Origin of the sequence: Nostoc sp., from assembly GCF_036917635.1 — a bacterium.
Lineage (GTDB): Bacteria > Cyanobacteriota > Cyanobacteriia > Cyanobacteriales > Nostocaceae > Nostoc.
Genome location: NZ_JBALCW010000061.1, coordinates 19,914 through 34,279 on the forward strand (window position 1 = coordinate 19,914; position 14,366 = coordinate 34,279).

Annotated in this window: 5 protein-coding genes and 1 pseudogene; 4 read left to right on the forward strand and 2 right to left on the reverse strand. The window is 40.3% G+C overall.

Annotated features, from left to right (window positions below; all coding sequences use genetic code 11):
- The first annotated feature begins 27 nt into the window (after positions 1 to 27).
- The 4 genes from V7K32_RS15710 to V7K32_RS15725 all read left to right on the forward strand — a co-directional run bounded on the left by V7K32_RS15710 (position 28) and on the right by V7K32_RS15725 (position 11,659).
- Positions 28 to 4,668, forward strand: coding sequence for a type I polyketide synthase (locus V7K32_RS15710; RefSeq protein WP_334994735.1), 4,641 nt, complete (start codon positions 28 to 30; stop codon positions 4,666 to 4,668).
- A gap of 45 nt (positions 4,669 to 4,713) precedes the next feature.
- The gene (locus tag V7K32_RS15715) at positions 4,714 to 8,922 is read left to right on the forward strand and encodes an amino acid adenylation domain-containing protein (RefSeq protein WP_334994737.1); all 4,209 of its coding nucleotides are present in this window, start codon (positions 4,714 to 4,716) and stop codon (positions 8,920 to 8,922) included.
- Between the two features lie 75 nt (positions 8,923 to 8,997).
- Positions 8,998 to 9,948: a glycosyltransferase family 9 protein gene (locus V7K32_RS15720; protein WP_334994739.1), complete on the forward strand. Its 951-nt coding sequence runs from the start codon at positions 8,998 to 9,000 to the stop codon at positions 9,946 to 9,948.
- 523 nt (positions 9,949 to 10,471) lie between these two features.
- On the forward strand, positions 10,472 to 11,659 hold the full coding sequence (locus tag V7K32_RS15725) for a glycosyltransferase family 9 protein (RefSeq protein ID WP_334994741.1): 1,188 nt from the start codon (positions 10,472 to 10,474) through the stop codon (positions 11,657 to 11,659).
- Positions 11,660 to 12,156: 497 nt separating this feature from the next.
- Here the strand turns inward: V7K32_RS15725 and V7K32_RS15730 are convergent.
- Both V7K32_RS15730 and V7K32_RS15735 read right to left on the reverse strand, forming a co-directional pair.
- Positions 12,157 to 12,396 (reverse strand): annotated as a pseudogene (locus V7K32_RS15730) (IS1634 family transposase); the annotation flags it as partial.
- A 78-nt stretch (positions 12,397 to 12,474) separates the two neighbouring features.
- Positions 12,475 to 14,366 (reverse strand): Tn3 family transposase (locus V7K32_RS15735; protein WP_334994743.1); only part of this gene is annotated, 1,892 nt, incomplete at its 5' end.

Consider the following 14,366-nt stretch of genomic DNA (forward strand, 5'->3'; position numbering starts at 1 on the left):
TTTTTTTGAAATAATTTAAGAGTAGAGATGATGAATTTTTCTACAGATGAAATTAAAGAATCAGATATCGCCATTATTGCCATGTCTGGGCGTTTCCCCGGTGCGAAAAATATAGATGCATTTTGGGAAAATTTGCGAGATGGTATCGAAACTATTTCTTGGTTATCTGAGCAAGAATTGCTGATGAATGGAGTTCAGCCAGAACTGTTGCAAAACCCCAATTATGTTAGGGCTAGTGCTGTACTTGATGACATTGAGTTATTTGATGCTAATTTCTTTGGCATTAATCCGAAAGAGGCTGAAATACTTGATCCGCAACAACGCCTTTTTTTGGAATGTGCTTGGGAAACTGTAGAACAAGCTGGCTATAACCCTCAAACTTACACTGGGTCAATCGGAGTTTATGCTGGACTGATTGAAAGCCGTTATCTACTCAAAAATCTTTACCCCAATCAGGAACTTAACCACTCAGTCAGTACTTATCAATTATCGCTGGCAAATGAAAAAGATTTTTTACCAACTAGGGTAGCCTACAAACTAAATCTTACCGGGCCCGCAGTCAATATTCAAACGGCTTGTTCAACTTCGTTAGTTGCAGTTCACATGGCTTGCCAAAGCTTGGTCAATGGCGAGTGTGACATGGCTTTAGCTGGTGGTGTTGCGATCAGCATTCCCCAGAAGATAGGTTATTTATATCAAGAAGAAATGATTGCATCCCCTGACGGTCACTGTCGGGCTTTTGATGCCAAAGCACAAGGAACTTTTCGCGGGAATGGTGTGGGTATTGTCATGCTTAAGCGAGCAAAAGATGCGATCGCTGACAGAGATTATATTCACGCCATCATTAAAGGTTCTGCCATTAATAACGATGGCACGAACAAGATCGGGTTTACAGCTCCTAGTCTTAAAGGTCAAGCAGACGTCATTGCTGAGGCGCAGGCGATCGCTGGTATAGATGTGGAAACCATCACCTATGTGGAAACTCATGGTACAGGTACAACCTTGGGCGATCCTATTGAAATCGCTGCTTTAACTCAAGCTTTTCGCCAAAATAGCAACCGCAACGGCTATTGTGCAATCGGTTCCCTTAAAACAAATATGGGACATCTAGATACCGCAGCTGGTGTCTCCGGTTTAATCAAGACAGTTTTGGCACTGAAGCATCAACAAATCCCTCCAAGTTTAAACTTTGAAACTCCCAATCCGAAAATTGATTTTGCTAACACTCCCTTCTATGTCAACACTCAGTTGGCTGAATGGAAAACCGATGGAATTAAGCGACGAGCTGGGGTTAGTTCTTTTGGCATTGGCGGTACAAATGCCCATGTTGTATTGGAAGAAGCCCCTATTTTAGAAAGCAGTTCACCAGAAACAAGACCAGTACAGTTATTAGTCCTATCTGCGAAAACGAGTTCTGCCTTAGAAGCAGCAACCAACAATCTCTCAGCCCACCTGAAGCAACATCCTGAATTAAATTTAGCTGATGTGGCGTATACCCTAAGTGTCGGTCGTCAAGCTTTTGAACATCGGCGGATTTTGGTGCGTTCAGAATCAGAACAGATTTTTACAGGTCAGGCAAAATCCTCGTCTCCTTCAGTTATTTTCATGTTTTCTGGTCAAGGTTCCCAATATGTGAACATGGCACGGGAAATCTATGAAACTGAAACCATTTTTCGTGAACAATTTGATTACTGTGCAGAATTACTCCAACCAGAATTAGGGCTGAATTTACGTGATATTCTTTACCCCAGTCTGGAGCAAAGTGAGGAAGCAACAAAACAACTGCAACAGACTGCAATTACTCAACCAGCCCTATTTACCATCGAGTACGCTTTAGCTAAACTCTGGGAATCCTGGGGAGTCAGTCCTCAAGGTTTTATTGGTCACAGTATTGGTGAATACGTCGCCGCCTGTTTGGCCGGGGTTTTCTCCCTTAAAGATGCTTTGTTTCTGGTAGCCATACGTGGACGCATGATGCAGCAACTCCCCCCTGGAGCGATGCTGTCTGTGCCTCTATCTGTCACAGAAATTGAACCTTTCTTGAGCAGAGAAATTTGTTTAGCTGCTATTAACGAACCATCCCGTTGTGTAGTTTCCGGCATCAAGTCAGCAATTGCTGCCTTGGAAAATCAGTTGCTATCTCAAGGAATTGAATCTCGTTACTTGCACACTTTCCATGCGTTCCATTCTCAGATGATGAAACCCATTTTAGAATTGTTTGCTAAAGCTGTGCAAAAAGTAACTTTAAATGTGCCATGCATCCCCTACATTTCTAACCTCACAGGTACATGGATTACAGCAGAGCAAGCAACTAACCCTGACTATTGGAGTCAACATTTACGCTCTCCCGTGCAATTTTCTTGTGGGATTGATTTATTGTTGAAATCTGACCACCTGCTGTTAGAAGTGGGGCCAGGAAGGACATTAAGCACCTTTGCTAAACGGCATTTCACTACAGCAGTATCCCAAGTCGTGCTAACATCTCTGCGTCATCCTCAAGAAGTCAGCTCAGATATGGATTTCTTGTTAGCCACTTTAGGGCAACTGTGGTTAGTGGGAGTTGAGATAGATTGGTTTTGTTTTTATGCAAACCAAAACCGCAATCGCTTGCCATTGCCAACCTATCCTTTCGAGCACCAGCGTTATTGGATTGAGGCAATCACAAACAATCCAAACCATTTGCAGCCAATAACAACTATCCAGACACTTGATGAATCCTTGTCGGTGAAAAAAACAGATATTGCCGACTGGTTTTATATTCCATCTTGGAAACGTTCTATTTTGCCTATATCAACAAAACAGGTAACAGAATGTTGGTTGTTTTTTGCTGATGAATCCGGTTTTGGAGAACAACTAGCTAACAGACTTGCAGAAACTGGGCAAAAAGTGATAATTGTCAAGCCTGGGGAATCCTTTCTTAAAAAAGGTGATGGAATTTATACCCTTAATCCTCAACAGCGCGATGACTATGATCGCCTTTTGACTGAACTTCAAGCTTTACAATTCATTCCGAACCAACTGGTTCATTGTTGGAGTGTTAAGGAAACGCCTGTTACTGAACATCCTTTATGGTTAGAAGAAGCACAAGATTTAGGTTTTTATAGTCTGCTATATCTTGCTCAAGCATTGGGGCAAATAAACTTTACCGACGATTGCCAACTTACGGTTGTTTCTAATAATATCTGGGATATCGCCTCGGAAGGATGGTTGTCTCCAGAAAAAGCTACCTTGCTCGGGCCGATTAACGTTATTCCCCAGGAATACCCAAATATCACTTGTCGTAGTATTGACATTGTACTACCGCCTGTACCTTGGCAAAAAGCTAAACTCCTTGATCAACTGTTAAAAGAATTACAGGCTGAGTCAGAAGATCGGGTGATTGCTTATCGGGGAAATTATCGTTGGGTACGTAGCTTTGAATCTGTTCGTTTGGAAACGCCCCAAGCAAGCACATTACCTTTAAAAACAGGCGGTGTCTATTTAATTACTGGTGGTATGGGTGGTATTGGCTTGTCCCTAGCTGAATACTTAGCCAAAACAGTACAAGCAAAACTAATTCTGATTGCCCGTTCTGATTTTCCTGCCCGTTCTGAGTGGGAACAATGGCTGTTAATTTACCATGAGCAAGATATTAACAGCCGAAAAATTCAAAAAATCCAAGAAATGGAGGCATTGGGGGCTGAGGTTTTAGTGATTGGTGCTGATGTGGCAAATCACGAACAGATGCATAAGGCGATCGCAAATTCCTTAACCCACTTTGGTAATATTCATGGTGTGATCCATGCTGCTGGTGTTCCGGCCGGGGGAATAATTCAACTTAAAAACCGGTCGATGACGGAAGAGATTTTTGCACCGAAAATCAAAGGTACTCTTGTTTTAGAGCAAGTCCTCCAGGATATCAAGTTAGATTGGCTGATTCTGTGTTCATCACTCAACTCCGTTCAAGCAGTATTTGGACAAGTAGACTATTGTGCTGCCAATGCTTTTCTAGATGCCTTCGCTCATTATAAAACTAACCAAGGCACAAACACAATTGCCATTAACTGGGATGCTTGGCAGGAAGTGGGTATGGCAGCTAAGGCAGTCTCCCATACAGAGGATAGCTCTGCTGCTGGTTCCACCACAAATGGCTTAAAGAACTTGTTACAAGGCAATGTGCAAAAATGGTTGTTACCTAGCGAAGGGGTTGATGTTTTTAGCCGGATTCTTGGTTATGGGTTGACTCAGGTGTTGGTTTCAACTGTCAATTTAGAAACATCAATTAAGCAGGAAAATAAATTTTCCCAAACAGTTGCTTTTCAAAATGATGCCATATCAGAAAAGACCAATGCAGGCGCTTATCCACGTCCTCAACTCAGCAATCCTTATGTTGCACCTCGTAATCCTTTAGAAGAAGCGATCGCTCAAGTATGGCAACAATTTTTAGGTATTGCAGCAGTTGGTGTAGAAGATCGCTTCCTAGATTTGGGTGGAGATTCCTTACTAGGAACACAAATTATTGCCCAACTCAGGGAACGTCTAGCAGTCAAATTGTCTTTGGCGAGTTTATTTAAAACACCAACAGTAGCAGAGATGGCTGCTAGTTTAGTTAATAAAATTGGTAGAGATAAACACTTAATGAAAAACCCGGTTTTAGAGTCTAGCGATCGCGAGGAATTCATTTTATAAATTCTAACTTCTGACTTTTAACCTTCGACTCTCAAATTCTTACCAATGAAAAGTACCCAAGAATTTTTAACACACCTCAAACGTTTAGATATTTATATTTCTTTAGCAGATGGACGGCTGCATTGTAATGCTCCCAAGGGAGCGCTGACATCAGAAATCAAAACAGAACTAGCTAACCACAAAGCAGATATTGTTGCTTGGTTGCAGCAAAATCAAATCCAACTGCTTCGTCCGGTTAAGCGAACAGAAAATCTACCTCTATCCTCTGCTCAAGCTAGACTCTGGTTTCTAGAACAACTTGATACAGGTAACACCGCCTATAGCTTACCAAGTCCTTATCAATTAACTGGTGACTTAAATATTACAGCCTTAGAGCAAGCAATTGCTGAACTATTGCGGCGACACGAAGTTCTCAGAACTAACTTGCAAGCCGTGAACGGCGCACCAGTCCAAGTTATTCACTCTCCTCAAAAAGTAACACTACCAATTATTAACTTAGAAGGCTTAACTGCTGATGAACAAGCTATTGAAGTTAAGTTTCTCAGCGAGAAAGATGCTAGTAAACCATTTGACTTAGCACACGACCCTTTGTTACGTCTCACCTTAGTACGTCTGGATGCCCAAACTCATGTACTCCTGCTAAATATGCATCATATTATTTTTGATGCTTGGTCTATGGGGATCTTAATGCAAGAGTTATCTGTACTGTATGGTGCTTATTTGCAAAAACTGCCATCCCCAATACCCGAATTACCACTCCAATATATTGACTTTGCAGTTTGGGAAAGCCAGTGGCTTAAGAGTGAAAGATTTGAAGAAGAACTGAGCTATTGGCGGCAAAAGCTAGCAGGAATTATACCAGAACTAGCTTTGCCCATAGCGCGATTGCATCATTCCCAAAACTTCCAAGACTGCTGCTATGTTTTTGAAATTAACCCTAACTTAACTAAGCCCCTGGAGGAACTGAGCCGCACTGAAGATGTTACCCCTTTTATGCTGCTATTCGCTGCTTTTGCTACTTTACTATATCGCTACAGCAATCAAGAAGATATTGCCATTGGTTTCCCAATTGCTAATCGTCAACAAAAAGAAACTCATTCATTAATTGGGTTTTTTGTCAATCTCTTAGTGCTGCGAGTCAAATTAGCAGGTAATATTACATTTCGGGATATCTTAAGTCAGGCACGCCGCACTATCCTAGAGGCTTATGAACACCAGGATACACCTTTTGAAAAGGTGGTAGAAGCTTTACACCCAGAACGAAATCTTAACCATAGTCCTCTGTTCCAAGTGATGTTTGATTGGCTACATGCAAGCTCCAGTGAATGGAAACTACCTGGATTACATATGAAATCACTGGCTCCACCAAGGCCAATGGGGAAATTTGATTTATCTCTAACCATAAGAGAGACTGACACAGGTTTAAAAGGGATGTGGTCGTACAACGGGGCTATGTTTACGGCCGAGGCGATATCCCAAATGACAGAACATTATCAGGTGTTATTGGCGGGTATAGTAACTAATGTTCAACAGTCTATCAATGAATTACCGTTGCTAACAGCAAAAGAACAACAGTTACTCGCTACCTGGAATGCAACTCAAACTGATTATCTCCACACTAAATGTATTCATCATTTGTGGGAAGAACAAGTAGAGAAAACACCAAATGCTATAGCTGTACAATTCCAGAATCAACAAATTACCTATAGGGAATTGAACGAAAAGGCAAATTTGTTGGCACACTACTTACAAACTGTGGGGGTTGAACCAGGAACACTGGTGGGTATCTGCGTTGAACGTTCGATTGAAATGATAATTGGCATTTTGGGAATTCTCAAAGGTGGTGGTGCTTATGTTCCTTTAGATCCACGACTACCCACAGAACGGATAGCTTATATTTTGCAAGATACGCAAGTAGTTATACTCCTGACTCAACAAAAGTTATTGGCTAAATTACCAGATGTTTTGAAACAGAAAAAGAACTCCCCAGACAAAATGCAGGTCGTTTGTTTAGATAGAGACTGGGATTTGAGCACGAATCAAAATAAGCAAAATTTGGTGAGTGCGGTGTCTACTTATGATTTAGCTTATGTTATTTATACCTCTGGTTCTACAGGTCAACCCAAAGGAACTGCGATCGCTCATCAGTCTTTAGTTAACTTTACATCACAAGCCATCAAAGAATATGGCATTCATGAGCAAGACCGTATTCTCCAGTTTGCTTCTATCAGTTTTGATACAGCTGCTGAAGAAATCTATCCCTGTCTAACTACTGGTGCAACTTTAGTATTGCGGACAGAGGATTTGTTAAGCTCTAGTCATCAATTTTGGCAATGTTGTCAAGATTGGCAATTGACAGTGTTAGACTTGCCAACAGCTTACTGGCATTACTTAACTGCTGACTTGCAAGTATCTGATTCCAGAATTCCCTCATGTTTGCGATTAGTAATTATTGGTGGAGAGCAAGCAATAGCAGAGAATTTGAAAAGATGGCAGATGAGTTTAAAAAGCTCAAAAAAACCACCTAAATTAGTCAATACCTATGGGCCTACAGAAGCCACCATTGTGACTACCATCTATCCTTTCCCAGACTCCACATCTGTAGAACCAGCAGAATGGGAAGTCCCTATTGGGCGACCGATTGGGAATACTCAAGTTTACGTTCTAGACAAATATCTGCAACCTGTTCCGATTGGTATTCCTGGAGAATTGCATATTGCTGGTGTCTCTTTGGCTAAAGGCTACCTCAACCGTCCTGATTTAACCCAAGAAAAATTTATCCCTAATCCTTTCTCAAATAGCACCCAAGATGCCAAACTTTATAAAACTGGGGACTTAGTACGCTATCGATTAGATGGAAATTTAGAATTTATCGGTCGGATTGACAAACAGGTAAAAATTCGCGGTTTCCGAATTGAATTAGGAGAAATTGAAGCGGCGATCGCTCAACATCCTTTAATCTGCATGACGGCTGTTACTCTTCAAGAAGATCAGCCAGGAGACAAGCGCCTCGTAGCTTATATTACTGCTGATGAAAGTTTCTTAACTAGCAGTGGGGATGAATTTCTTCGCCAAAAGCTACCAAACTACATGATACCTACAACATGGATTCAACTAGATTCTTTACCTCTAACTTCTAACGGAAAAGTAGATTATCACGCTCTCCCTAAACCAACAAAAAATATTAGTCAGAATAACGGTTTTGTGGCTCCCCGTAACGAATTAGAACGACAGATAGCACAAATTTGGGCAGAAGTGCTAGATGTGCCTGTCGTCGGAATTAAAAATAATTTTTTTGAACTAGGTGGTCATTCCCTTTTAGCCTTCGCTTTGATGAATCGAATTCAACAGAAATTCGGCAGAAATTTACCACTAAGTAGTATTTTTCAAAGTGCAACTGTTGAACAATTTGCAGAAATTCTTAATCAAAAAACTGATTCTCACTCCTGGTATGTCCTTGTCAAAATTCAGCCCCAAGGTACTAAGTCTCCTTTGTTTTTAATCCATCCAGGTGGTGCTAGTCTCTTGGCTTATGAGGATTTAATTAGTTGTATGGATACTGGGCGTCCGCTTTATGGGCTGGATGCAAGGGGTTTTGAGGAGGGACAAACGCCTCAAGAAACGGTAGAGGAGATGGCAGTGCAGTATCTAGAAGCTATACGGAGGGTTCAGCCGGAGGGACCTTATTTGTTCATGGGTTGGTGTTTTGGTGGATTGGTGGCTTTTGAGATGGCTCAATTGTTGCGATCGCAAAATCAAAAAACTGCCTTCTTGGGATTGATAGACACTTACATTCGTTCAGGACAAGTACCTCTAGATGATGTAGATTTATTATTTGGGTTATTTTCTGAGTTATTTGGAGTGGAATTTCCAACAGAAAAGCTCCGACAAATGGAGATAAATGAGCGAATCACTTACACTTTTGAGCAAGCAAAACAAGCAAACCGTCTTCCTCGCAATTTTGGGTTAGATAGGATAAAGCGCCTTTTTGAAGTTGGCAAAAGCCATGACCAAGCTTCAGTAAAATATTTTCCTCAACCCTACCCAGGTGCAGTTACTCTCATTCGGGCTAGTGAGGATACTTCTGCTACTTTGAATAATCCAACTTTAGGTTGGGAAATACAAGCAGATAAAGTAAATTTGCACTGGGTAGGCGGGGATCATTTGTCAATGTTTCATCATCCCCATGTACAGGAACTTGCAAAAAAACTACAGTTTTGCATTGAGCAAGCTGAGATATTGAAAACTTTTTAATAATTTTGAGATACAAACTTTACTTTTTTGGCATTTTACTAAAAATTGAACACACTAAATACGGAATAACGAAATATGTTTAATAACAGCAGTACAGGTCAATCTATGTTCTATCCACGATTTCGAGATTCAGAACCATTAGTTGCATCAAAATATTATACTGAAAACTATAATTGTGACTTAGCAATACCTAGTTATCTCGGAATAGGAAGTTGTATCTGTTATACGCCATTAATTGAAGCATTATCTTTAAAGAAAGGACGACTCATAAAATTATTGACTGCTCCTTTAAACTACAATGAAAAGGTTCAAGAAAACGGGTATTCAATCTGGGAGAACAACCCATATATTGAGAAAATTATTAATGCAGATGAGATAGACCCGAACATCATGGTACAACTGACTATCGAGTCAGACAATTTTTGTCAAAGCCGTCATATAATAGAAAATATCTGTTTTGCTCATGGATTGCGTCCTCGTCAATTAAGGGGTTCTTTATTTTTATCTCATGAAGAAATGCAATGGGGATTAAAAACTCTTGCTCACCTAAAACGTCCTGTTGTTTGTATCTGTCCCTATGGGACTTCATCGAGTACTACAGACTCACCTTGGCACTTAGATAATTGGCTGGAATTAGTCGATTACTTGAAAAACAAAGTAAGTTTTTTACATATTGGTAATAATGACTTTGAGCAAAAGTCGCTTTCTATTTTTGCACCCAAAACAACCATTAGACAAGCAATGGCTCTGATTTGGGCAAGTGACTTATATGTAGGATTTGATACTGGGCTTTCTCATATTGCCACTGCATTTCAGAAACCAACACTGGTTTTATGGGATGCTGTGAGAAAAGCTTCTTTAGAAGAAGATAAACAGGAAGGATTTAGCATTGCCCATCTGCGTCGATGGTCTTATCCTCAAAATCAGAATCTAGTTATTCTTGGTGAGAAAAATAAGGAAGTCCTTGAAGACTGCTTGGAATTTATTCTTAAACAACTCAACTCCTTCAATCGACTCAGTTTTTAGTCTTTGAACTCAATTTTCTTATCCCGGTTTTCTGTTCCATTGATACTTACGTCCCAAAACAAGCCCGTGAGTCCCTATCTTGGGGTGACTATGGAAAAAAGATAGTTAATGCCTATTTAGAGGCTTTTTAAAAAGGTAATTTAATGGGACTGGCAAGATTAAATATTTTGATAAGTAGATTGGTGGTGAATTCCTACATAGATAATAATTAAAATTAGGAGTTGTAAATGAACAAGCTAAATCAAGATATAGAAGCTTTTGCAGAGTACATACTAGACCTATATCTAATTGCGTCATTCCAATTTAAAAATCCACATAGCTACATGAAGTTTCGCCAGATTAAAAGTCTGCAAAAAAACCAAATCAAGCGTTTTTATTGAAATAGGCACTTATCTAGGTGAAATAACTTAAAGATGCGCTCATCGAGCGTTATCAAATTACTGTTCATTTATGCGAATTGCAAATTGCGAGTTGCGAATTGGTTTAATCCCTCTTTTTTAATAATTTGTGAGAAATCCGTAATATGCAGGTCTTTGTTGATCAATCCTTACGCCCCCATCCCCATCTTGCCGTGTTCGGCTCCAGCAAGGTTGGCAATTATGTAGTAATTACCCCCTTGCTGCGAGGTCTCAAAGAAAAATATCCAGATTGCACGTTGGATTTTTTTGGCAGTGACGTAACCCAAGATTTTGAACTCTATTGTCCCTACATTGATTGGCGCTTTTCTCTGTATAGCGATCGTGATGATATCTTAGCGCAGTTAGCGCAAGTAGTGCATCAACGGCAACAAGTTGCAGGTTCTTACGATTTAGCAATTAATTGTGATGAATTCAGCCCCATCAACCTAGTGATGACAACTGCCCTACGTCCACTGTATGTGACAGGAGCAGCCCTAACACAAGATTTTCAAAAAAAGCTTGATGGAGGTGAAAATGCGAATTCAATTCAACGCCTACTCCAGGATAAAGATTGGAATAGTTCTGAATTGGTCGAAAGGCATCAAGGTGTGATTCAGAGCAACTACATTGGGGAAATCTTCTGTCGTTTAGCCTATGTTGAAACCGACTTTTTCAAGCTAGAACTGCCCAGTCAGCAACCTAATTTTCCTGTACCTGATGTGCTAATTCATGTGACAGCCACCCGGACTGCTAAACTCTGGCCGATTCACGCTTGGCAGCAAGTTATCCAGTGGTGTGCGGCACAAGGATTGAGTGTCGGTTTAGTGGGCAGTGCGCCGAAGATACAGAAAACGTTATACAATGCAGGTTCTATAGAGGACGAGTTATTACAAACTACTGCTTTGATTGATCTCAGAGGTCAGACATCTCTGTTAGAATTGGCAGGCGCATTTCTTCAAACCAAAGCCTTCATTTCAGTGGATGCAGGTCCATTGCATATTGCAGCTGCGGTGGGATGCCATACAATTGCTCTCTTCGGTAATGATGTTGATGGCAATGGAGCCAGTCCAATACATTTGTGGAAACCAAGACAACCTCACGTACATCTAGCGCTTTCAACCTTCAAATGTACCTTGTGTCAGGAGCATAGTTTTAGCAATAAGTCCTGTTTTGTGCCAGACCACCCCTGTATGAGCCATCTGTCTTCTGAGCAAGTTATCGATTATCTCCAGTGCCTGCTAAAGAAACAGGACTTACGCAAAATAATGAAAAAACGAACTGCAAAGACGGGGGGGAGCAACGCGATTTTGTGAGATTGGTGCGATTCGTTGGCTAGAAATCAAGCCCAGCAAGGGTTATGAAGGATTAGCCGCAGGGTCATGAACTCTGACAACTTAATGACAATGTAGGTGTGAAACCTACGATCCAGGTGCACGATTGAAAGCACTTTCCCTACGGTAGCGACTAGCCATGTGCGATGTGAAAGTCATACGGGAGCAATGCGATTTTGTGAGGTTGGGTAAAAACGGTGCGATGCCTTCGGCGGGCGCAGCCATCGCTAAAAATTATATTTATTGCGTAGTTTGATCCCACATTCCGCACTTCAATCAGTAGTATTAATAAACTACATTTTAATAAAATTCCAAATTATAATTTGGACTCCTAAGTAACCCTGAAAAAAATAAATTTTTCAGGAGAAATCACCAGCTTTCAAATCTCTTAAAAAAAGCTAGTTATCCAATAATATTCAATTTTAATTCTCTTCAATTATTAGAATATTAGAATTCTTCTAATAACTAATCAGATATTTTTAGGCGAAGCAATAATATTTTTGACAAGGAGTAGGCAGGAATTGCAACATTCGACGACGTTCATCGTTCAAGTTAATAATTCGCTGAATTCCTTGTGTAATTAAAACGTGAACTCCTTGGAAACATTGAAATATCCAACGCAACGTAGGACGTTCAGTTGGTTTATTTAGTTGATTTTTTACTGTGGCTTTTTGAGTTTTTAAAGTCATTCTTAATTGTCTTTGTCCTAGATTATAAACGGCAGGACTGTGCCAAAACGGGAAAATTGTACGCTAAGGAATTAGTTCAACTCCTCAATTCCTTGCCAGACAACGGTTTCAGCTTAATTTAAAGTTTGATTTTCTCCTTCTCAAAGGACGCAAATTATCAATGCTACTTGCTGACTTGAGATTCCAAATGTAATCACCAGTTAAATTGATATGTTCCCACCCCATTGGTGATAAATGTTGCAAGTATTCCTCTGGGATAATTACACCCTCCGACTTCAATAAATTAACCGCATTCTCCAAATACACCGTATTCCAAAGCACAATCGCCGCCACAGCCAAATTCAAACCGCTTGCACGTATTGATTGATCTTCAAACGAACGGTCACGCACTTCACCCAAACGGTGGAAGAAAACCGCTCTCGACAACGAGTTTTTCAATTCCCCCTTGTTAAGTTCACTCGTAGCTTTACGTCGCAACTGAGGACTTTGCAACCAATAAAGAGTGAACAATGTCCTCTCAATTCTTCCTATTTCCCGCAGAGCGATCGCTAATTTATTTTGGCGAGGATATGAGGCTAACTTACGCATGATCAAGGAAGCTGTAACTGTTCCAATTGAAACGGAAGTAGCTAGTCGGAGAATGTCATCCCAGCAAGCAGCAATTAATTTGACATTAATTTTCTCACCCAAAAACGGTGACAAAGGGGAATTCTGATTAACACCATCAAAAAAGTGTAACTTTTTAGAAGCTAAATCACGCATCCGGGGACAAAAACGAAACCCCAGTAGATGACATATACCAAAAACATGGTCAGTAAAACCGTTAGTATCAGTAAAATGTTCTTCTATTTTTAAGTCAGTTTCGTGATACATTAAACCATCAAGAACATGAGTTGCATCCCTATCGGTTGCATAAATCACGTTAGTGTGGAATGGTCCATACTGGTCGGAAATGTGCGTGTAAAATGTCACGCTTCTATCAGTTCCATATTTAGCGTTAATCTCCTCATTAAAGCTTTTAGGACCAGCGGACTTAAATCGCTGACCATCGCTTGAAGAAGTTTTCCCATCACCCCAATAGGCAGAAAATGGAATTTTGGTATGAAAATTAATTATCTCTGCTAGAGCCTTTGAGTATGTTTCATCACGTATATACCAATCATCAACCCACGCTAATCGCTCGAAAGTTAAATCGGGTGAGGGTAATGCCTCAGCCATTTTCACCAAACCTAAATTAATCGCGTCAGCTAAAATAGTACTGAGTAAAATAATTTTATCTGAAGCCAATTCCCCCGTTTGTAGATGAGTAAAGTGTTTAGTAAAACCAGTCCAAGAATCAACTTCAATAAGTAATTCTGTCAGCTTAATTCGCGGTAATAAATTATAAATTCGGTCGCCAAATTGAGTAGCACCGTCAGGCATATTACTAATAACTGGACTGATCACTAATTTTTCATTTTCAATGAGAACGCCAAGTAGTTTATCTGTTGCTAGGAAGTCAGAAACTTTATCGAATTGTTCAAACAACAATTCTTGACGTTGTTCAATATAAGTCGTAAAATCCGTTGTAATCGCCACTGGTATTTCATTGTTATCGCACAGAATCTGCCATTGGTCTTGGGGTAGAAGATAATCCTCAAAATCCTGATACTGTCGAGAACCTACAACCGAAATGTCCCCCGAACGCAAACAGTCTCGGAGTTCACTTAAGACACACATTTCGTAATAATGACGGTCAATTTTACCATTGTTGAACACATATTTTAACCATCGGGGTTTGATAAAATCAACTGGTGCATCGTCTGGTATATTACGGCGATTAGTATCATTTAGTTCTTTGATTAAATTTAACGCTTCAACAATAGCTGCGGCTGGATTGCTGGCTTTAAACTCAAAGGCTGAAAGTAATGTTGGTGTATATCTACGTAATTGGGAATAACGTCTGTCGAGCAAATCAAAATAATCAAAATCCGCAGGACGTGCTAATTTCCCAGCTTCTT